The organism is Agrobacterium sp. CCNWLW155, from assembly GCF_036888815.1.
Taxonomy (GTDB): Bacteria; Pseudomonadota; Alphaproteobacteria; order Rhizobiales; family Rhizobiaceae; genus Agrobacterium; species Agrobacterium radiobacter.
Window position 1 is genome coordinate 143,460 of the sequence record NZ_JBAKFW010000009.1, and the last position, 21,532, is coordinate 164,991.

A 21,532-nucleotide genomic window follows, 5' to 3' on the forward strand; every position below is an offset into this window, starting at 1 on the left:
ACTTGGTTCCCATTGTCTGAAATACCGACCGCATCGACCGCCAGACCGTTTTCATCACCCTATATAGGAACGAGAATTGTGACGAAAAGCATCATAGAGCTGAAGAAAGCCGACCTCACGCTCGGCAATGCCGCCGCCTCCGTTCACGTTCTCAAGAACATCAATCTTTCAATCGGAGAGAGCGAGGCGGTTGGTATCGTAGGCCCCTCCGGCTCGGGAAAGTCGACGCTTCTGATGGTGCTTGCCGGTCTCGAGAGGCTCGATAGCGGTGAAATCATCATCGCGAATACGGAACTGCACAAGCTCGGCGAGGACGCGCTGGCGGATTTTCGCGGCCGGAATATCGGCATTATTTTCCAGTCCTTCCATCTCATCGCCAACATGACGGCACTGGAAAATGTCGCCGTTCCGCTCGAACTGGCAAACACCCCGAACCCCTTCGAGATCGCCAGGCGCGAACTCGTCGCCGTCGGTCTCGGCGAACGCCTGAACCATTATCCCGGCCAGCTCTCCGGCGGCGAACAGCAACGTGTCGCCATCGCCCGCGCGCTTGCCCCCTCACCGGCCGTACTGATTGCTGATGAACCGACCGGCAATCTCGATACCGATACCGGCAGGCAGATCGCTGATCTTCTTTTTGCCAAACAGGCCGAGCGCGGCATGACGATGATCCTCGTCACCCATGATCCGTCGCTTGCCGCCCGCTGCTCACGGCAGATCAAGGTGCGCTCCGGCGAGATAGAGGGCGACAGCGCGAAGCCCCAGATTGCGCGGGCGGTATCGGCATGACTGGATCTGTTCTCCCGTCTTTTGCCAATGTCAGAAACGCCGCGAGGCTCGCACGGCGAGAAATTCGCGGCGGCCTTCGAGGCTTTTACATTTTCCTTGCCTGTATTGCGCTTGGAACCGGCGCCATCGCCGCCGTCAATTCCGTCTCACGCGCGGTCACCAGCGCCATTGCCACGGAAGGTCAGTCCATACTGGCAGGCGACGTGCGTTTCGAACTGCGCAACAGGGAAGCAACGCAGGAAGAACGGGCCTATCTCGATGGGCTAGGCACCGTCGCGGTTTCCACCGGGCTGCGCTCCATGGCGCGCCTTGCCGACGGTTCCGAACAGACGTTGACTGAGGTGAAAGCCATAGACGGCTCCTATCCGCTCTTTGGCACCTTCGTTGCCGAACCCAACCGGCCGTTAAGCGAGCTTCTGGCTGGCACCGGCGACACCTATGGCGCCATCGCCGCACCGCTTCTGCTCGAACGGCTCGGCATCAAGGTCGGCGATGAAATCCTGCTCGGCAATGTGAAGCTGAAACTGACCGGCACCGTGGTCGACGAACCGGATGCGCTGTCTGACGGCTTCGGTTTTGCTCCGAGGCTGATGGTCAGCCGCGATGCCCTTTTTGCCTCCGGCCTCGTTCAGACCGGAAGCCTGGTGGAACACGCCTACAAGATCAAGCTGAACGACCCGGCGGCGCGGGTAACCATGACCGACGTGGCCAACAAGGCCTTTCCTGACGCTGGCTGGTCCATCCGCACCAGCGACCGGGCGGCACCCTCGCTCACCGAAAACGTCAACCGCTTCTCGCAATTCCTGACGTTGGTAGGCCTCACCGCCCTCATCGTCGGCGGTGTCGGCGTCGCAAATGCCGTCCGCGCGTTTCTGGATTCCAAACGCACCACGATCGCCTCGCTGAAATGCCTGGGCGCACCGGCCTCCGTGGTCACCATGACCTATCTCTTCCAGATCGCCTTCATTGCCGCCGTCGGCATCGTCATCGGCCTTGTGGTCGGCGCCGTCGCGCCACTCATCGCCATGCGGTTTCTGGAAGGCGTATTGCCTGTACCGGAAGAGCTCGCCTTTTACCCCGGCGCTCTCGGTCTCGCCGCCCTGTTCGGCCTCCTGACCACGTTCGCCTTCGCCATCGTTCCCCTTGGCCAGGCGCGTGAGGTTCCGGCAACCGCGCTTTTCCGCGAGCAGGGTTTCGAAGAAGGAAGCTGGCCATCCTGGCCCTATCTGGCCGCAACCGGCCTGCTGCTGGCGGCGCTTGCCGCCCTCGCCATCTTTTCGGCGGAAGACCGCTTCATCGCCTCGATCTTCCTTGCGGCCATCGCTTTTGCCTTCGTGGTGCTGCGACTGGTGGCTACGGGCGTAAAGGCCATCGCCAAGCGCAGCCCGCGCGTTCATTCGGCTGCGCTGAGGCTGGCGATCGGTAATATTCACCGGCCGGGCGCACTCACCCCCTCGGTCGTTCTTTCGCTCGGCCTCGGGCTGACCCTCCTCGTAACGCTCACCCTGATCGACGGCAATCTGCGTCGTGAACTGACGGACAGCCTGCCGGAAAAGGCACCGAATTTCTTCTTCGTGGATATTCAGGGCAGCGAAGTTCAGGGCTTCCGCGATCTTTTGAAGCAAGAAGCGCCGGAAGGAGCCCTGACCGAAGTACCGATGCTGCGCGGCCGCATTCTGGCGCTTAACGGCGAGGACGTGACAAAAATGGACGTGCCATCTTCCGGACGCTGGGTGCTGCGCGGTGACCGGGGCATCACCTATTCCCAGGAAATTCCTGAAAACGCGACGCTGACGGAGGGAACATGGTGGGGGCCGGACTATAGCGGCGAGCCGCTGGTCTCCTTCGCCGCGAAAGAGGCGGGGGATCTGGGCCTCAAGATCGGCGACACGGTCACCGTCAACGTGCTCGGACGCAGCATAACGGCCAAGATCGCCAATCTGCGCAACGTCGAATGGGAATCACTGTCGATCAATTTCGTCATGGTGTTTTCACCGAACACCTTCCGCGGCGCGCCGCATGCGTGGCTGGCAACACTCGCCGACCCTTCCGCAACCGCCGCCGACGAAGGCCGCATATTGCGCGCTGTCACCAACGCCTATCCGACGATCACCAGCGTGCGCGTGAAGGATGCGCTCGACGTCGTCAACCGCCTTGTCGGCCAGCTTGCCACCGCCATTCGCGCCGCTGCCGCCGTCGCGCTGATAGCCTCCGTCCTCGTTCTCGCCGGCGCTCTCGCTGCCGGCAACCGCGCGCGAACCCACGACGCGGTCATCCTGAAAACGCTGGGCGGCACACGAAACCTGCTCATCCGCGCCTTCTCCTACGAATATATGATGCTCGGTCTCGCCACCGCCGTCTTCGCGCTTTTCGCCGGCGGCGTCTCCGCATGGTTCGTGATCGCCCGCATCATGAAGCTGCCCTCCAGCTTCCTGCCGGATGTGGCGATCGGAACCCTCGTCGTCGCCCTCGTCATGACTGTCGGCATCGGGCTCATCGGCACATGGCGAATTCTCGGGCAGAAGGCAGCGCCGGTTCTGCGGCAGGCGGGAGAATGATCATCGGTTGTGCCCCGCTTAACTTTAGCGATTAATTCTTTGTAATGATCGCCAAAACGTGAGCGCTTTTCGCGCATATGGTGTCTTTTCAACTGGAAAAGGCCTTGTATCGGACACGTTCTGCCATCATATTCTTTGGCAGGCTTGCTGAAGCTCCGCAGCGGCGCCCGGGAGGTATCCCGACACCGTAGCAATTACGGAGCTCAAAAGAGGAAACAATGGCTGACTTCAATAACTACCAGAACCGCATGGCGCAGACCCGTGCACAGACTGGTGCGATGATCGATGAAGGTCTCCGCGCCTATATGCTGAAGGTTTACAACCTGATGGCGCTGGCTCTGGTCATCACCGGCGTTGCGGCTTTCGCAACCTATTCATTCGCTGCGTCCAACCCTGCCTTCCAGCAGCTGCTTTATGCATCTCCGCTGCGCTGGGTCATCATGCTCGCACCGCTGGCACTGGTTTTCTTCCTTAGCTTCCGTATTCAGAACATGAGCGTTTCCGCCGCGCAGACGACATTCTGGGTCTATGCCGCGCTGATGGGCGTGTCGCTGTCGTCGATCTTCATCGTCTTCACCGGCCAGAGCATCGTCCAGACGTTCTTCGTGACCGCCGCTTCGTTCGGTGCGCTCTCGCTTTACGGTTACACGACAAAAAAGAACCTTTCCGGTCTCGGTTCGTTCCTGATCATGGGTCTGTTCGGCCTGATCATCGCTTCCATCGTCAATATCTTCCTTGCATCCTCCGCACTGCAGTTTGCGATTTCCGCAATCGGCGTACTGATCTTCGCAGGCCTGACCGCCTACGACACCCAGAAGATCAAGGAAATGTACTTTGACGGCGACGATGTTGCCGTGGCTGGCCGCAAGGCCATCATGGGCGCGCTGACGCTCTATCTCGACTTCATCAACCTCTTCACCTTCCTCCTGCAGTTCCTCGGAAACCGCGACGACTAAGGTTAAGAGTTCTACTGACAGACATGCGAAAGGCGGCCCTTCGGCCGCCTTTTTATTTGCGAAGATTTCTTCACCTATATCCGTCAGGGCGTGCTGTTCCTGCGAATAGTCCGCTCCTGTTAAAGCTCATTCAATGAGCTTCAGAACCTTGTCGAAAACTTTCAGAACCTGCGGCAATTCATGGCCACGTTTGAGAATGCGGCCATCCGTATTCACCACGCAATAGGCACCCTGTTTTGCCCCCAGCTTGGGGTTTTTCTCGATCCTGAAAAGCGGCATTTCACCTGATCGCTTGAAGACGGAAAACACCGCCTTTTCCTTCAGGTGATCGATGGCGTAGTCACGCCACTCGCCCTCTCCCACCATGCGGCCATAGATGCGCAGAATCGCATCCAGCTCGCGCCGGTGAAAGGTGACCGGCAAAGGGTCCTTGTTCTTTTTATATTCCCGGAGATCGATAACGGTGGAATTGTCACGTGAAGCGGTCTGCACCTGCTGCACATCCGGTTGATCGGTCATCCAATACCTCCGATTCCACCCAAATCATCCATGCAGTGTGAGCCTGAGGGGGCGAAATTGCAAGTCTTTGCACTACCATGGCGCACAGGACCGGCAATTCCAGGAAAGGTTTGACAGGCCTCGAATTGCAGCCGATCCAGAAGGCGCCAGCACGGAATGGCGCCCCATCCATCCCTCTGGAGGGACTGCCGACAGCAAAGGCAGAGGTTAAAAATGGTAACCATTTAGGCAGCCATTTTCACATGGCCTGCCGTATTTCGGTCAAACCATGGCCCGAATTGGGTGGAATAGTCCTATTGTCAATTGATGCCTAGGCACCAAGATGACCCGGTCCGGTGCATTGACCCTTTACCCCCAGCCCCCAATGCCCGGACCGGATCTTCCATCGCCCACAGGCGATCAGGGGGTTTCATTTCCAAGCAGGATACTTGCGCCGACAATTGCCGCGGGATCGCCGCCGGCATTTGCCGTCTGCAAAAGCACCGCGCAGCCGCCCTTTTTCACCTTTGCCACCACGCTCGCCGGAAGCTTCACCGTCATCGGTGAACCATCCCACATGCCGACGGTTTGCACGTCATAGACGCTGTGCCAGTAGGACATTTTTTTCCCCTGGTTATCCCCCTTCTGCACATCAACCGTCTGTTCGCGCGTGAAATAGGCGACCACGACATCAGCCCTACCGCTGCCGGCACCAATATCGATCTCCACCTCGTTTCCGGAAAACTTCGACGAGACCGGGACATTCAGTCCCTTGCCTTCGCGCTTGAAAGCATCGAGCCTGTCGTAGATTCCACGGACATCCGCGCCCTTGACGTGGTCGCGACCATTCAGAATGGCCTGCGGCGTATAGACCCCGTTGCGGCCGAGTGCGCGCATATAGCCATATTGCCGATCGGTATTTTCCTTCGATGCCAGCGAATCCGTCCAGCCCAGATAGTTCCAGTAATCGACATGGTAGGAAAGACCGACGACATCGCCCTTCTGGATCATCTTGCGCAAGGCTTCATCCGCCGGCGGGCACGAGGCACATCCCTGCGATGTGAACAATTCGACGACGCCCTTCACAGCTTCCTGCGCCTGCGCGGAGGTGACGAGAAACGTGCCGAGAAGACATATCGACAGGGGGAATTTCAGCGGCATTACAAAAACCTTTGTCCGGAAGAGATCCAGACGAATTGATGCGATCAATCCTGCCGGGATGCAAACCGGAAAATAACGTCTATTGCCCTTCAATAGAAAGTCACGAAGGGGTGAGCGACAATCACAAAAAAAGAGACTTGAAACGGAAAGACGCCGGGATTCCGCCCGGCGCCTTAGATTTTCAAAGCTTTACGCGACCAGATCGCGAAGAACGGTTTGCAGAATGCCGCCATTGTTCATGTAGATCACTTCATCAAGCGTATCGATGCGGCAGAGAAGCGGAACTTCCTTCACCGTACCGTCGCTGTAGGTGATCTTGGCGATCTTCTTTTCACGCGGCTTGATTTCACCTTCGAGACCATCGATCTCGACGATTTCGTCGCCCTTGAGGTCGAGGCTCGCCCAGGTAGTGCCTTCCTCGAAAACGAAGGGAACGACACCCATGCCGACGAGGTTCGAACGGTGGATGCGTTCGAAGGACTGCGCGATGACGGCCTTGACGCCGAGCAGGTTGGTGCCCTTCGCCGCCCAGTCGCGGGACGAGCCGTTACCATATTCGACACCGGCGAAGATGACGAGCGGAACGCCTTCCGCCTTGTATTTCATCGCGGCGTCATAAATCGACATCTCTTCCTTCGACGGATAGTGGATGGTGTAGCCACCTTCCTTGCCGTTCGGGCCGAGCATGTGGTTGCGGATGCGGATATTGGCGAAGGTGCCGCGCATCATCACTTCATGGTTGCCACGGCGCGTGCCGTACTGGTTGAAGTCGGCCACGGCAACGCCGTGCTCCGTCAGATAGGCGCCAGCAGGCGAAGCAGCCTTGATCGAACCGGCCGGAGAAATATGGTCGGTGGTGATCTTGTCGCCGAAGAGACCGAGGACTCGCGCGCCCTTGATGTTCTTGAGGCCGGTGCCCTTTTTGCCCATGCCGACGAAATAGGGCGGGTTTTGAACATAGGTGGACTTGTCGTCCCAGGCATAAGTCTGGCCCGGCGGAACCTGAACGGCCTGCCAGTTCGCGTCACCCTTGAACACGTCAGCATACTTGGTTTCGTAGAGCTCACGGGTGACGTATTTCAGGATGAATTCCTGGATTTCCTTGGAGGTCGGCCAGATATCCTTGAGATAGACCGGGTTGCCGTTCTGGTCGTCGCCGATCGGCTCCTTGGTCAGATCCTTCTGGACCGTGCCGGCAAGCGCATAGGCCACGACGAGCGGCGGCGAGGCCAGATAGTTCGCCTGCACGTCAGGCGAGATGCGGCCTTCGAAGTTGCGGTTACCAGAGAGAACGCCTGATGTGATCAGGCCCTTGTCGTTGATCGTCTTGGAGATCGCAGGCGGCAGCGGACCGGAGTTACCGATGCAGGTCGTGCAGCCGAAGCCGACGAGGTTGAAGCCGATCGCATCGAGATCCTTCTGCAGACCGGACTTGTCGAGATATTCGGCAACAACCTGCGATCCCGGTGCCAGCGAGGTCTTCACCCACGGCTTGGACTTCAGCCCCTTGGCGACAGCGTTGCGGGCGAGAAGGCCGGCGGCGATGAGAACCGAGGGGTTGGAGGTGTTCGTGCAGGAGGTGATGGCGGCAATCGCCACATCGCCGTGACCGAGATCAAAAGCTTCGCCTTCGACAGCATAGCGGCTGTTGATCTGGCCGGGCTTCTTGTAGTCGTTCTCGAGAGCCGTCGCGAAATTCGGTGCGATGGTTTCGAGCGGCAGACGGCCTTCCGGGCGCTTCGGACCGGCCATGGAGGGCACGACGTCACCAAGATCGAGTTCCAGCGTGTCGGTGAAGACGAGGTCGGAACCATCGCCGGTGCGCCACATGTCCTGCGCCTTCGAATAGGCTTCGACGAGCGCGATACGGTCCTTGGCGCGGCCGGACATGGTCAGGTAGTTGATGGTTTCGCCGTCAACCGGGAAGAAGCCGCAGGTCGCGCCATATTCCGGACCCATATTGCCGATGGTCGCACGGTCGGCCAGAGACATCGAATCAAGGCCGGGGCCGAAGAATTCGACGAACTTCGATACCACGCCCTTCTTGCGCAGCATCTGCACGACCGTCAGAACGAGGTCCGTCGCGGTGACGCCTTCCTTCACCTTGCCGGTCAGCTTGAAGCCGATGACCTCGGGCAGAAGCATGGAGACCGGTTGGCCGAGCATGGCAGCTTCAGCCTCGATACCGCCGACACCCCAGCCGAGAACGCCGAGACCGTTGATCATGGTCGTATGCGAATCCGTGCCGACGCAGGTATCCGGATAAGCGATCGTCTCGCCGTCCTCTTCCTTCGTCCAGACGGTCTGGCCGAGATATTCGAGGTTGACCTGGTGACAGATGCCTGTGCCGGGCGGAACCACGCGGAAATTCTTGAACGCCTGCTGGCCCCACTTCAGGAAGCGGTAACGCTCGCCGTTGCGCTCATATTCCAGTTCGACGTTGCGGGCAAAGGCGCTCGGCGTGCCGAATTCATCGACGATAACAGAGTGGTCAATGACGAGATCGACGGGAACCAGCGGGTTGATCTTTTCCGGATCGCCGCCAAGAGCCTTGATACCGTCACGCATGGCGGCAAGATCAACCACGGCGGGAACACCGGTGAAGTCCTGCATGAGAACGCGGGCGGGGCGGTAGGCGATTTCGGTTTCGGTCAGGCCCTTGTTACCAAGCCATTCGGACACCGCAAGGATATGTTCCTTGGTGACGGACTGGCCGTCCTCGAAACGCAACAGGTTTTCCAGAAGAACCTTCATGGAATAGGGCAGCTTGGAAACGCCCTTCAGGCCATTTGCTTCAGCCTTGGGAAGGCTGAAATAGACGTAATCCTTACCGCCAACGGTAAGGACGGAACGACATTTGAAACTGTCGAGTGATTTGGGCATGGATAAAAACCCCGCTTACACTGATAGCCAACACGTTCGTGCGGACACCTATGCACTCATGCACATCAGGATGCGGGTACGACCATTTCCGCTGTCCGCACGTGAAAATTGCTCCTCGCAATCGTCAAGTCCGGCGCAAGATGATGTTCACGCCGGCCGCTGGCGTGTTGACACCCATATAGATAATTTCAGAGAAACGTGCCAGACCATTCAACCAAGCTAATCGATTTTTTTATCGAGACGACGAAATCTGAAACGGAACCGCAGCATGGATTTGACGGCGGAAAATCTTGGCGTGCGACGCGGCGAAGATTTCATATTCATGAATATTTCCTTCAAGTTAAGCGACGGAGAGGCGCTGGTGCTGACCGGGCGCAACGGCTCGGGAAAATCCACGCTGCTGCGCACGGTGGCGGGTCTTCTGCGGCCCGAGCAGGGACGGATTAAGATAGCCGGCGAAGGAATTGAGCCGGACATGCGCCCCTCGGAGGCCTGCCATTATCTCGGCCATCGCAATGCCATGAAAACCGAACTGACCGTTTCGGAAAACCTGCGCTTCTGGAAGGATTTCCTCGGCGACTTTCCCGGCGGCAGGGGCATGGCGATTGATGAGGCCGCGGAGATTGTCGGCCTTGCCGACATTACCCACCTGCCCTTCGGTTACCTCTCCGCCGGCCAGCAGCGGCGGTTTGCCATGGCGAAGCTTTTGATTGCCTGGCGACCGGTGTGGATTCTCGATGAGCCGACCGCGGCGCTTGATAAGGCTGCGGACGGAATGTTTACCGATCTTGTGAAAAACCACCTTGGAAGGGGCGGGATTGTACTTGCTGCGACCCATCAACCGCTGGGGTTGGAGAATACGCAGGAATTGCAGATGACGGGGTTTGCAGGGGTGGAGGCTTGGGCATGAGGGTGATGTGCGTGCGGCTTACCCCCCTCTGCCCTGCCGGGCATCTCCCCCTCAAGGGGGGAGATCGACTCGCGGTTAGGTCTCGACAATCTCAACGTTTGAGAATGAAGCGTCGGGAAAGCCTCCTGCTGATCTCCCCCCTTGAGGGGGAGATGCCCGGCAGGGCAGAGGGGGGTAACGCCGCGAACACGAGGACGCCCCAATGACCGCCCTCTTCCTCCGCGATATCAAACTCTCCATCCGCGCCGGCGGCGGCGCGCTGATCGGCGTGCTGTTCTTCATGACAGTTGTTGCTGTTATCCCCTTCGGTGTCGGTCCTGATCTCAACCTGCTCGCCCGCATCGGCCCGGCCATCGTCTGGATCGGTGCGCTTCTATCAGCCCTTCTCGGCCTCGACCGGCTGTTCCAGGCCGAACGGGATGACGGATCCCTCGATCTGATCCTGATGCAGGAAACCCCGCTCGTCCTGACCGTCTTCGTGAAATGCCTGGCGCACTGGGTCACGACCGGTCTGCCGCTGGTGCTTGCCTCGCCGCTGCTCGGCCTGTTCATGAACATGGACGAGGTGGCGATCGGCGCCGTCATGCTCACCCTTCTCGTCGGTTCACCCGCCATTACCTTCATCGGCGCGGTGGGCGCAGCGGTTGCCGTTGCCCTGCCGCGCGGCGGCCTTCTGGTCTCCATCCTCGTCCTGCCGCTCGCCATTCCCGTCTTGATCTTCGGCGTCAGCGCTTCCTACGCAGCCGTGCAGGACCCGGCGCCCTTCATGCCGCCATTCCTCATTCTCTGTGCGATCACGTTATTTTCAGCCGTGACCGGTCCTTTCTTTGCCGCTTTGGCACTGCGCAATGTTATGGATTGATGAAACTGCAATGGACGGTCCCCGATTGACAGGGATCAATTGCGGGGCGGCCATTCTCGGGTTACACAAACGGCATGAACCAGCAGACCTTCACCATCACCAAACTCAGTGATCTCGCCAATCCCACGCGGTTTCTGGCGCTGGCGGCACGCATTCTGCCCTGGCTCGCGGCTCTGACAGCACTGGTGCTGGCATCAGGTCTTTATCTGTCTTTCACCACTGAGGGCGATTACCAGCAGGGTTATACCGTGCGCATCATGTATGTGCATGTCCCCTCCGCCTGGCTTGCCATGATGTGTTATTCGGTCATGGCGATCTCTGCGATCGGCACCCTCGTCTGGCGTCACCCGCTCGCGGATGTCAGCCACAAGGCCGCCGCCCCCATCGGCGCAGCGTTCACGCTCATCGCACTCATCACCGGCTCGCTCTGGGGCAAGCCCATGTGGGGAACCTGGTGGGTATGGGACGCACGGCTGACCTCCGTTTTCGTGCTTTTCCTGATGTATCTCGGGCTCATCGCACTCAACCGGGCCATGGATGATCCGTCCAGGGCCGCCCGTGTCAGCGCCGTGCTGATCCTCGTCGGTTTCGTGAATATCCCCATCATCAAATTTTCGGTCGAGTGGTGGAATACGCTTCACCAGCCGGCAAGTGTCATCCGCATGGGCGGTTCCGCCATCGATGCAGAATTTCTCTGGCCGCTTCTGACGATGGCCATCGGGTTCACGCTGCTGTTCTTCACCTTGCATATCGCCGCCATGCGCAATGAAATCTGGCGTCGGCGTGTCGCAGCGCAACGGCGGCTTGCCGCCCGCATCGCGAACCGGGAGGGCTGAGAGGATGACACACGCCTTTTATATCGGCATGTCCTATGCGGCCACCGGCCTCGTCGTTCTCTGTCTCATCGCCTGGGTCGTCATGGACGGCCAGGCGCGCAAACGGGAACTGAAAGAACTGGAGGCCTCCGGTGTGCGCCGCAGGGCAAGAGCCGGTTCCACAGGTGACGCGCAATGACGCAGGCCAACCACGACGACACCAAAGCCAAAACGACGGGCCGTGCACGTTATGCGCTGGCGCTTCTCCCGTTGCTGCTGTTTGGCGGTTTCGCCCTCATCGCCGGCAAGATGCTCTACGATCAGGACGTGAACGGGCTCGACATCAGCGCCATTCCCTCGGCGCTTATCGGTACCAAGGCACCCGCCCTGTCGCTACCGCCGCTGGAGGGCTCGAACCTTCCGGCGCTGACCGATACCGCCATCAAAGGCAGGCTGACGCTGGTCAACGTCTTCGCCTCCTGGTGCATTCCCTGCCGGCAGGAGCACCCGCTGCTTCAGGAATTGGCGAAGGACGACCGCATCACCGTCGTCGGCATCAATTACAAGGACAAGCAGGATAATGCGCTGCGTTTCCTCGGCGAGCTCGGTAATCCCTTTGCGGCGATAGGCGTCGATCCGAACGGCAAGGCGGCGATTGACTGGGGTGTCTATGGTATTCCCGAAAGTTATCTGGTCGGCGCGGATGGCACGATCCTTTATAAAAAGGTCGGCCCCTTCGATGCCCGCAGCGTCGAACGGGACCTGCTGCCAGCCATCGCGGCCGCAGCCGGGAAATAACCCACTCCGCAAGGTATCACCCCTTGGTAACGACCCTCAGCGACGGGCCTTCAGCCGGCAGACGCATGCCTTCCAGCACGACTTGGTCGCGACCGCCACGTTTTGCGGCATAGAGACTATCATCGGCACGCTTGATGGCATCGTGGATTGAATGATCCCCCCTCGCGACGGCCGAGACACCGAAGCTTGCCGTGATCTGGCTGGTTACACCCCGGTTGCGCCAATCGAGCGACGAGAGACCTGTACGCATGCCATTGGCAAGTTGGCCGGCTGCGGCAGCCGTCTGGCCGGGCAGGAAGACAACGAATTCCTCACCGCCAAAGCGCGCCACCAGCGCATCCCCGGGCGCGTTTTTTCTGAGAAGATCGGAAAGGCCGATGAGAACGATATCTCCTGCCGCATGACCGTAGACGTCGTTGATGCGCTTGAAATGATCTATGTCGCAGACAATGACCGCGCCCTCAGGCGTATCGTTGCGAAAATCGGGAACACGGCGATCAAAGCCGCGGCGGTTCAGCACGTCAGTCAGAGGATCATGTTCCGCCGCATGCAGATGCCGGTCGACGGTGACGGAAATCTGGCTCGCAAGCACGGAAAGCGCAAGCAGGAAGCCGAAAATGCTCGCGGCGAGCTGCATGTAGAAGGCATAATCCGACTCGAAGAATTCGCTGAGCTCGATCATCGAGCCCCCGGGCGTCATCACCAGCAGCATGCCGATGCGCACCAGCGTTTCCATCACCACAAGACAGGCAATTCCCACCATCAGCCTGTCGGCGAGTGCGACGGGGCGCTTTCGCACGAGCCAGACCGGGATCACAAGCAAAAGGGCGCAGACGAAATCGCCAATGACGAGCTCGCGTTTCAGATCCGGCGTGATGAAAACATGGAAAGAGACCAGCAACACCGCAACCACGACGATCGACAGTCGGGCCGCGGTATGAAGCGGCCGGTCAAAATGGGTAAGCAGCGCATGGCCATAGAGGAAGAAGGCGGAGAAGAACAACAGGTTCGAAAGGATCGCCTGGACTTCGAAAGGCAGGCCACCGAGCACCAGAGGCGTCGCAAAACCAAAGGCCGCCGAAAGATATCCGATACCCCAATAGCGGGCGGAAGCGTGACCGATCCTCTGCAGGAACAGGAACACCACGCCGAATGTCAGCATGATGAAGGGGAGAAGATAGGCGAAATTATCTTGCAACGGGTTCTGCCAGGAAGAGACGGGTCTTTGAACCCGGACGATACCGCAATGCCCTTAAAAAAGCCTGCATGTCTCGCGTGGTTTCAGTCCATCCCGGCCAAAATCCTGGCGGCTGCGTTCACATTTGCGGGAGCGCGTTCTGCCATTCCTTGATCGCCTCCACGGGCCAGACCAGCATGACGACGTTCAGCGTCAGATTATCGCGGATCAGCCAGCCGGTGAAGATTTCGAAGAAGATGGCGATCACAACCGTCAGCCACACCGGCACGCGGGCGGCGAAGAGGAAACCCAGCACCATAAAAACCGTATCCATCGCCGAGTTCAGGATGCTGTCGCCGGTGTAACCCAGCGCCATGGTCGCCGTGCGGTAACGATCGATGATGAGAGGCGAGTTTTCAAGGATCTCCCATGCCGCTTCCACCAGAACCGCAAGTGACAGCCGCATGGAAAGCGGTTTGTTGCGGAAGAGCAGCCAGGCGAACCAGTAGAACAGGAAGCCGTGAATGATATGCGAGGGCGTATACCAGTCGGCCAGATGCTGGGAATTGCCCGGTGTGTTCACGCCCGGCTCGAACAGCTTCACATAACCGCATTCGCAGATCGGAATGCGGCCCATGGCATAGAGAATGACGATCTGCAGGAGAAGCAGCCCGGCGGCCACGCCGAACCATTTGAGCGAGCGCGAACGGGAAGCCGACATCTCTGCAATTGTCATTTTTCGTCCTTGTTGAGCGGTTCCAGCGAATGGCGCATGACGAGCGGCATTTGCGCCATGGTGAAGATGATGGTGATCGGCATCGTGCCCCACACCTTGAAGGCGACCCAGGTGTCGGTGGTGAACATGCGCCACACAACCTCGTTCATCACCGCGAGGAAGAGGAAAAACACGCCCCAGCGCAGCGTCAGCTTGCGCCAGCCCTCATCCGTCAGCCTGAAGGCCGAATTGAAGACATAGCCGAGCAGCGATTGCCCGAAAAACAGGCCGCCCAGCAGGATGACACCGAACAGCGTGTTGACGATGGTCGGCTTCATCTTGATGAAAGTGTCGTTCTGCAGCCACAAGGTCAGCGCGCCGAAGACGAACACCACGATGCCTGATATCAGCGGCATGATCGGCAGTTTCCGCGTCAGCACCCATGAAACCGAGAGAGCCAGCGCCGTTGCGATCATGAACAGGCCGGTGGCAATGAAGATCGGCCCGCCGAATTCCGTCAGCACGGGGAAGGTGGAGGCCAGCCATTCGCCGCGGGAATTGGCGAAGAAGAACACCATGAGCGGGCCAAGCTCGAGCACGAATTTCAGGAGCGGGCTGATTTCCGCCACCATCTTTTCGCTTTCCTTGGAATTGCTTTCAATATCCATACTCACACTCCCGCAATGGCCTTGGCGAAATCTTCCGCCTCGAAGGGCTCCAGATCATCAACACCTTCACCCACGCCGATGAAATAAACCGGCAGCTTGTGTTTGGCAGCGATGGCGACGAGGATACCGCCCCGCGCCGTGCCATCCAATTTTGTCATAATCAGGCCCGAAACGCCCGCGACATTGCGGAATATTTCCACCTGGTTCATCGCGTTCTGGCCGGTCGTCGCATCCAGCGTCTGCAGCACGGTGTGCGGCGCATCCGGATCGAGTTTGCCGAGCACGCGCACGATCTTTTCCAGCTCCGCCATCAGTTCCGTCTTGTTCTGCAGACGGCCGGCCGTATCGATGATGAGCACATCGCTTTTCTGCGCCCGCGCCTGCTCATAAGCGTCGTAGGCAAGCCCCGCCGCATCCGCGCCGAGCTTAGTGCCGATGAATTGCGAGCCGGTCCGATCGGCCCAGATCTTGAGCTGTTCGATCGCCGCCGCGCGGAAGGTATCGCCGGCCGCAAGCATGACCTGGAGGCCAGAGCCCGAGAGCTTGGCGGCAAGCTTACCGATAGTGGTCGTCTTGCCGGTACCGTTCACGCCGACGACGAGAATGACATGCGGCTTGTGCGAGAGATCGAGTTCCAGCGGCTTGGCGACAGGCTTCAGGACCTTGGTGATCTCGCCCGCCATGATGCGCGCCACATCTTCGCCGCTCACATCCTTGCCGTAACGCTCGGAAGACAGGGCGCCGGTGATGCGCATGGCGGTCTCGACACCCAGATCGGACTGGATGAGAAGATCTTCCAGCTCATCGAGCGTGTCCTCATCCAGCTTGCGCTTGGTGAAGAGCGCCGAAATCTGCGTCGTCAGCTGCGACGACGTGCGGGAAAGCCCGGCGCGCAGGCGCTGAAACCATGTCAGTTTTACCTGCGGTGCTACAGGCGCAGGCTCCTGCCGTTCACTTGCCGACGAAAAACCCTTGGGCAGAGCCGTGGGAACCGCAGGGGGTTCGACCGCGCTCGCGGCTTCCGCCTCGTCGAGCAGCGCATCCATCGCATCCGTATCCAGCACGACATCCGCTGCTTCCGGCAAAGCTTCGTCCTGCTCTTCAGCGGCTGCTTCCGCCTGTAGCAACGACAATGGCACCACGCCCATATCGCCGGAAAGCTCGGCACCGGGAAGAAGCGGCGCGTCCTCTTCCTCATCTTCTTCGGAGAGAACGACATCCGTCGCCTCGTCCGGGGCCGGGCCACCGGCCGTCTCCATCTCCAGTTCGGAAACCGGGTCCCTGTCGACAGGGTCATGCACTTGCGCGTCGCTCAGCGCCGCTTCGAAGGAGGCGTTTTCATTGCCGCGCTCAGACGCGGCGTCCTCTTGCGGCCGCTCTTCCGTTTCGGCCTTGTCCTTGCCGAACGAAAAGACTTTTTTGATGAAGCCGAGGGCCATGGTCGTTCCCGTGTCTTTTCTCTTTAGCCGCCTCAGGCCGCATTTGCCGCCAGAAGCTTCATGTTCAGATGTTTGCCGTTGTGGCCGGTAATCGCAACCTGCGCAAGAGTACGCGCAGGAAGATCAGGCGCCGCGACCAGCGTGAAATTATTGGTATGGGCAAAACCGTTGTTTTCGACGAGGATCGTCTGCATCGAACCGACCATACCTTGCAGATGCGTGAGCCGCAGCGCTTCTCCGCGTTCACGAAGCCTCGCCGCCCGCTCCTTCACCAGCGCGCGGTCGAGCTGCGGCATGCGAGCCGCCGGCGTGCCGGCACGCGGGCTGTAGGGAAATACATGCAGGCTGGAAATGCCGCATTCTTCCGCCAGCGTCGCGGCATTTTCAAACATCTCTTCCGTCTCGGTCGGAAAACCGGCGATCATATCCGCGCCGAAGGCGATCTCCGGCCGCAGCGCCCGCACTTCGTGACAGAAACGAACGGCATCGGCCCGTGAATGGCGGCGTTTCATGCGTTTCAGGATCATGTCGTCGCCATGCTGGAGGGACAGGTGCAGATGCGGCATGAAACGCGGCTCATCGGCAATCAGATCCATGAGATGATGATCGGCCTCGATACTATCGATGGAGGAAAGGCGCAGGCGCAGAATATCCGGCACCTGCTTCAGCAATGTCTTGGCGAGATAACCAAGCGACGGCTCGCCGGGCAGGTCAGCGCCATAGCTGGTCGCATCCACCCCGGTCAGCACGATTTCGCAATAGCCGCTTTCCGTCAGCCTGCGCGCCTGATCCACCACCGCACCCATGGGCACCGAGCGCGAATTGCCGCGCCCATAAGGAATGATGCAGAAGGTGCAGCGATGATCGCAGCCATTCTGTACCTGAATAAAGGCGCGCACATGCCCGTCTATGTGCTTGACCATCTGCGGCGCTGTCGCCTTGATGCTCATGATGTCGTTGACGCGCAGTTTTTCTTCCGCCGAGACGCCGAAATCCGGCAGCGCGCGATAGGAGGCGCTTTTCAGCTTTTCCTCATTGCCCAGCACCGCATCCACCTCGGGCATTTCGGCAAAGGTCTGTTTTTCCGTCTGTGCGGCACAGCCGGTAACAATGATGCGTGCATGCGGATTGTCGCGCCGTGCGCGGCGGATGGCCTGGCGCGCCTGACGCACCGCTTCGCCCGTCACCGCACAGGTATTGACCAGCACGGCATTGTTGAGCCCGGCTTTTTCGGCCTCCGCCCGCATCACTTCCGATTCATAGGTGTTGAGACGGCAGCCGAAGGTTATGACCTCGACGCCACTCATACGGCCCCCTGTTCGGCCGCAGCATCACGCGACCAGACGCCGGTAACGGGATCGACCATGCCGGACCATTCCCATTCGGCCGGGCCGGTCATGATGACGTGATTGTCCTCACGCCAGTCGATGGTCAGCGGCACGCGGATGGGGCTGGAGGCGACATCGATGGTGACCTTCCGGCCGGTACGGCCGGTGCGGGCGGCGGAAACGGCTGATGCGCAGGCGGCCGAACCGCAGGCGAGTGTCAGCCCTGCGCCGCGTTCCCATGTGCGGGTGCGAAGCGCGCTGTCGGAAATCACCTGCGCCAGCGTGATATTGGCCTTCTCCGGAAACATCGGATGGTTTTCGAGCAGCGGCCCGAAACGTTCGAGATCGAACTCCATCGGATCACGATCCACCCAGAAGATCGCGTGCGGATTGCCCATGGACATGACGGCGGGCGAATGCAGGATCGGCGCATCGATCGGGCCAATCTGCAATTCGATGCGACTGGTATCGTGGAACTCCTCCGAAAGCGGAATGTCGCTCCAGCGGAACCGCGGCAGGCCCATATCGACTGATATCATGCCATCTTCATGTTCGACGGCGTTCAGGATGCCCGCCACCGTCTGAAAGGTGAAGCTGGTCTTGCCCGTTTCGGAAGACAGCGCCTGCACCACGCAGCGCGTGCCGTTACCGCAGGCCTGCGCCTTCGTGCCGTCGCAATTGAGAATGTCGATGAAGGCATCCGTGCCGCCAACACGCGGATCGTGGATCGCCATGATCTGGTCGAACTGGGTTGAGGAATCGGCATTGAGCGCGATTGCCGCTTCGGGCGTGACCATATCTTTACGGCCGCGCATATCGACAACGAGAATCTTGTTGCCAAGCCCGTTCATCTTCGCAAATTCGACCGTATCCGCCATCGCCTTAAACCTGAAAACTGTCTGAAAACCGGTTTGCATTCGGGATTTGCCCCGCGCTTTCGCCCTATATGGCGGAAAGACCGGCAAATTACCAGACTGTTGCGGCGCAAACGGGGCTGCGGTCAGACGGAAGGCACGTCGAAAACTTCACCGGGACGCATTGGCCGGAAACGGCTTTCGTCGACCCCCTGCTCCGTCAACGCAACCTTGAGGGCCGCAAGCGGCGCATCCACGGCCTCGTCCGTCAACTGTACTGTCCCCCAATGGTGCCCGCAAACATGCGCCGCGCCGCAAAGCTTCATTCCTTCCACGGCTTCCGCCGGGTTCTGGTGCTGGCCCTTCATGAACCAACGGGGCTCATAGGCACCGAAAGGCAGGTTGGCGAGACGGAACTCACCGTGCTTCTTGCGCGCGGCGTGATAATTGAGGCCCTCGTGGAAGCCGGTATCGCCTATATGGTAGATTTTACCGCCTGGCGTTTCGATGACGAAGGCGGCCCAGAGCGCCATGCGTCGGTCGTTAAGACCGCGGGCCGACCAGTGGTGGCACGGTTCGAAATGAATTTTCACCGAACCTGTCTCCACCACATCGCCCCAATCGCCCACCTTGATACGCGCCGCCTCGACACCGGTGCGAATAATCGCGTCATTGCCGAGCGGCGTGATGAAAAGCGGCTTGTGCGCCACATGCAGGCGCTTCAACGTTTCCATATCCAGATGGTCGTAGTGATTATGCGTCACCAGCACCAGATCGATGGGCGGCAAATCCTCGAAACGGATGCCGGGCGGATTGACCCGTTTGGGACCGGCAAAACTGAAAGGGCTGGTGCGCTGCGACCACACCGGATCGACGAGAATATTCAATCCCGCCGTCTGGATGAGAAACGAAGCATGGCCGATGAAGGTGACGCGCATGTCCCTGCCTTCGATGCGGGCTTCCGGTTTTGCGAAGGGAAAGGGGCTCGGATAGCTTTCCGGCCATGTGGCGCGCTCGCCATTGAAGCGCCATTTCAGCAGACCCATGAAATTGCCGGGCGGCGAACCGCCGGGGTTGAAGAAGCGCACCCCGTCGAAATGATCGGAGATCGGGCCGCTATAATAGGCGCTGGCGCTCGAACGGCGGGCATAAAGGCCGCCGCCTGCCAGAGCGAGCAGGCCAAGAGCGGAAAAACGAAAAAATTTTCGACGGTTCATGACAAATGTATAGGGAGCGAAAGAGGGCCGTTCAAGCACCGCCAATGGCGGCCGGCGACCAATCACGCAAAGATGAAATGCAGGCCTTCGCGCCTGAAACCCGGCACCGCCTTGACTTTTCCCGCGCTTTCCTGTTTATCGCCGCCAATCAGCTGGCAGTTTCACGACTCCAAGCCGCCGACCGGGACCCGCAAAGGTATAAAGAGATCCCGGAGGTCAACACCCGACAGCGCGATGCGCCCTCGGGTGCTTTTTGGCTTTGCGTCTTGTTTTTGCCAGCGAAAGCACCGACGTTTCGGAGACCCCGGAACGAAGAAGGAAGAAACGATGTTTGAAAACCTCCAGGACCGCCTTGGTTCCATTCTGAATGGACTGACCGGCCGTGGCGCACTGACGGAAGCCGATGTTGCCGCCGCCCTGCGCGAGGTTCGCCGTGCGCTTCTGGAAGCGGACGTGGCGCTGGAAGTCGTGCGTTCCTTCACCGACAGGGTGCGTGAAAAGGCTGTCGGCGCAGCTGTTCTCAAATCCATCAAGCCCGGCCAGATGGTCGTCAAGATCGTCCATGACGAACTTGTCGAAATGCTCGGCACCGAAGGCGTTTCCATCGACCTTCACGCCCCCGCCCCCGTCGTCATCATGATGGTGGGTCTGCAGGGTTCGGGCAAGACCACGACAACAGGCAAGATCGCCAAGCGCCTGACCGACCGTGACAAGAAGAAGGTGCTGATGGCATCTCTCGACACGCGTCGTCCGGCCGCACAGGAACAGCTTCGCCAGCTCGGCGTGCAGACCGGCGTCGACACGTTGCCGGTCATTGCCGGCCAGTCGCCGACAGATATCGCCGCGCGCGCCGTGCAGGCTGCAAAGCTCGGCGGCCATGACGTCGTCATTCTCGACACCGCCGGCCGTACCCACATCGACGAACCCTTGATGCTGGAAATGGCCGACATCAAGAAGAAGTCCAATCCGCACGAAATCCTGCTGGTCGCGGATTCGCTGACCGGTCAGGACGCCGTCAACCTCGCCCGCAATTTCGATGAGCGCGTCGGCATCACCGGTCTTGTGCTCACCCGTATGGACGGCGACGGACGCGGCGGTGCTGCCCTTTCCATGCGCGCCGTCACCGGCAAGCCGATCAAGCTGATCGGTATCGGCGAGCGCATGAACGAACTCGACGAGTTCCATCCGCGCCGTATCGCTGACCGCATTCTCGGCATGGGCGACATCGTCTCGCTGGTCGAGAAGGCCGCCGAGAACATCGATGCGGAAAAAGCCCGCGCCATGGCCGAGAAGATGGCCAAGGGCAAGTTCGATCTCAACGATCTCTCCGACCAGCTTGCCCAGATGAAGAAGATGGGCGGCATGGGCGGCATCATGGGGCTGATGCCCGGCATGGCCGGCATGAAGGACAAGATGGCTTCCGCTGGCCTCAACGACAAGATGTTCGACCGCCAGATCGCCATCATCTCGTCGATGACCAAGGCGGAACGCGCCAATCCCGATATTCTGAAGCACAGCCGAAAGAAGCGCATCGCCGCCGGTTCCGGCACCGATGCCGCTGAAATCAACAAGCTTCTGAAGATGCATCGCGGCATGGCCGACATGATGAAGGCCATGGGCGGCAAGGGCAAAGGCGGCATCATGAAGCAGATGATGGGCGGCCTTGCCGGCAAGATGGGCCTCGGTGGTCTTGGCGGCGGCATGCCTGATCTGTCGAACATCGATCCGAAGCAGCTTGAAGCGCTCCAGAAGCAGGCAGAAGCTGCCGGTCTCGGTAAACCGGGCGCGATGCCCGGCCTTGGCGGCATGCCGGGCGGATTGCCGGGTCTCGGCGGGGCCAAGCTACCGGGTCTTGGCGGCATGCCGGGCCTGCCCGGCTTTCCGAAAAAGAAGTGAGGGGGACA

Annotated in this window: 19 protein-coding genes; 9 read left to right on the plus strand and 10 right to left on the minus strand. The window is 59.7% G+C overall.

The window, feature by feature from the left end; genetic code table 11:
* Positions 1-78: 78 nt before the first annotated feature.
* From V6S97_RS22465 to V6S97_RS22475, 3 genes are all read left to right on the plus strand, one after another.
* Positions 79-789, plus strand: a complete 711-nt coding sequence (locus V6S97_RS22465; protein ID WP_003505053.1) for an ABC transporter ATP-binding protein — start codon at positions 79-81, stop codon at positions 787-789.
* Entirely contained in the window at positions 786-3,347 is a 2,562-nt protein-coding gene (locus V6S97_RS22470) for an ABC transporter permease (RefSeq protein ID WP_080866476.1), read from the plus strand. Before V6S97_RS22465 ends, V6S97_RS22470 begins: the two co-directional genes overlap by 4 nt.
* A gap of 218 nt (positions 3,348-3,565) precedes the next feature.
* Positions 3,566-4,303 (plus strand): Bax inhibitor-1/YccA family protein, encoded by a 738-nt coding sequence (locus V6S97_RS22475; RefSeq protein ID WP_003505056.1) that lies wholly within the window; start codon positions 3,566-3,568, stop codon positions 4,301-4,303.
* A gap of 126 nt (positions 4,304-4,429) precedes the next feature.
* Here V6S97_RS22475 and V6S97_RS22480 read toward each other — a convergent pair whose 3' ends face one another.
* The 3 genes from V6S97_RS22480 to acnA all read right to left on the minus strand — a co-directional run bounded on the left by V6S97_RS22480 (position 4,430) and on the right by acnA (position 8,845).
* Complete coding sequence (locus V6S97_RS22480) at positions 4,430-4,822, minus strand: DUF2794 domain-containing protein (protein ID WP_003505057.1); 393 nt, start codon at positions 4,820-4,822, stop codon at positions 4,430-4,432.
* Between the two features lie 399 nt (positions 4,823-5,221).
* Positions 5,222-5,962, minus strand: coding sequence for a DUF1223 domain-containing protein (locus V6S97_RS22485; protein WP_003505058.1), 741 nt, complete (start codon positions 5,960-5,962; stop codon positions 5,222-5,224).
* 189 nt (positions 5,963-6,151) lie between these two features.
* Positions 6,152-8,845: an aconitate hydratase AcnA gene (gene acnA, locus V6S97_RS22490; RefSeq protein WP_003505059.1), complete on the minus strand. Its 2,694-nt coding sequence runs from the start codon at positions 8,843-8,845 to the stop codon at positions 6,152-6,154.
* 268 nt (positions 8,846-9,113) lie between these two features.
* Between acnA and ccmA the strand changes: the two genes are divergently transcribed.
* The 5 genes from ccmA (at position 9,114) to V6S97_RS22515 (ending at position 12,230) form a co-directional block, all read left to right on the plus strand.
* The gene (gene ccmA / locus V6S97_RS22495) at positions 9,114-9,755 is read left to right on the plus strand and encodes a heme ABC exporter ATP-binding protein CcmA (RefSeq protein ID WP_003505061.1); all 642 of its coding nucleotides are present in this window, start codon (positions 9,114-9,116) and stop codon (positions 9,753-9,755) included.
* A 202-nt stretch (positions 9,756-9,957) separates the two neighbouring features.
* Complete coding sequence (gene ccmB / locus V6S97_RS22500) at positions 9,958-10,617, plus strand: heme exporter protein CcmB (RefSeq protein ID WP_003505065.1); 660 nt, start codon at positions 9,958-9,960, stop codon at positions 10,615-10,617.
* A gap of 74 nt (positions 10,618-10,691) precedes the next feature.
* Entirely contained in the window at positions 10,692-11,453 is a 762-nt protein-coding gene (locus V6S97_RS22505) for a heme ABC transporter permease (RefSeq protein ID WP_003505067.1), read from the plus strand.
* A gap of 4 nt (positions 11,454-11,457) precedes the next feature.
* Positions 11,458-11,631, plus strand: coding sequence for a heme exporter protein CcmD (gene ccmD / locus V6S97_RS22510; RefSeq protein WP_003505069.1), 174 nt, complete (start codon positions 11,458-11,460; stop codon positions 11,629-11,631).
* Positions 11,628-12,230 carry a DsbE family thiol:disulfide interchange protein gene (locus V6S97_RS22515; RefSeq protein ID WP_003505071.1) on the plus strand — a complete coding sequence of 201 codons (603 nt, stop codon included), beginning with the start codon at positions 11,628-11,630 and terminating at the stop codon, positions 12,228-12,230. Before ccmD ends, V6S97_RS22515 begins: the two co-directional genes overlap by 4 nt.
* Positions 12,231-12,246: 16 nt before the next feature.
* Here the strand turns inward: V6S97_RS22515 and V6S97_RS22520 are convergent, their stop codons facing one another.
* From V6S97_RS22520 to V6S97_RS22550, 7 genes are all read right to left on the minus strand, one after another.
* Entirely contained in the window at positions 12,247-13,428 is a 1,182-nt protein-coding gene (locus V6S97_RS22520; protein WP_003505073.1) for a GGDEF domain-containing protein, read from the minus strand.
* A 118-nt stretch (positions 13,429-13,546) separates the two neighbouring features.
* Positions 13,547-14,143 carry a DUF2585 domain-containing protein gene (locus V6S97_RS22525; protein ID WP_035212820.1) on the minus strand — a complete coding sequence of 199 codons (597 nt, stop codon included), beginning with the start codon at positions 14,141-14,143 and terminating at the stop codon, positions 13,547-13,549.
* Positions 14,140-14,790, minus strand: a complete 651-nt coding sequence (locus V6S97_RS22530) for a septation protein A (protein WP_003505077.1) — start codon at positions 14,788-14,790, stop codon at positions 14,140-14,142. Before V6S97_RS22530 ends, V6S97_RS22525 begins: the two co-directional genes overlap by 4 nt.
* A gap of 2 nt (positions 14,791-14,792) precedes the next feature.
* Positions 14,793-16,229, minus strand: a complete 1,437-nt coding sequence (gene ftsY / locus V6S97_RS22535) for a signal recognition particle-docking protein FtsY (RefSeq protein WP_003505079.1) — start codon at positions 16,227-16,229, stop codon at positions 14,793-14,795.
* A 32-nt stretch (positions 16,230-16,261) separates the two neighbouring features.
* On the minus strand, positions 16,262-17,536 hold the full coding sequence (mtaB, locus tag V6S97_RS22540) for a tRNA (N(6)-L-threonylcarbamoyladenosine(37)-C(2))-methylthiotransferase MtaB (RefSeq protein ID WP_003505081.1): 1,275 nt from the start codon (positions 17,534-17,536) through the stop codon (positions 16,262-16,264).
* Positions 17,533-18,435 carry a diaminopimelate epimerase gene (gene dapF / locus V6S97_RS22545; protein ID WP_003505083.1) on the minus strand — a complete coding sequence of 301 codons (903 nt, stop codon included), beginning with the start codon at positions 18,433-18,435 and terminating at the stop codon, positions 17,533-17,535. Before dapF ends, mtaB begins: the two co-directional genes overlap by 4 nt.
* 122 nt (positions 18,436-18,557) lie before the next feature.
* Positions 18,558-19,628, minus strand: a complete 1,071-nt coding sequence (locus tag V6S97_RS22550; RefSeq protein WP_080570256.1) for an MBL fold metallo-hydrolase — start codon at positions 19,626-19,628, stop codon at positions 18,558-18,560.
* A gap of 327 nt (positions 19,629-19,955) precedes the next feature.
* On the opposite strand from V6S97_RS22550, the gene ffh reads away from it, so the two are divergent.
* Entirely contained in the window at positions 19,956-21,524 is a 1,569-nt protein-coding gene (ffh, locus tag V6S97_RS22555; protein WP_003505089.1) for a signal recognition particle protein, read from the plus strand.
* The last annotated feature ends 8 nt before the right edge of the window (positions 21,525-21,532 follow it).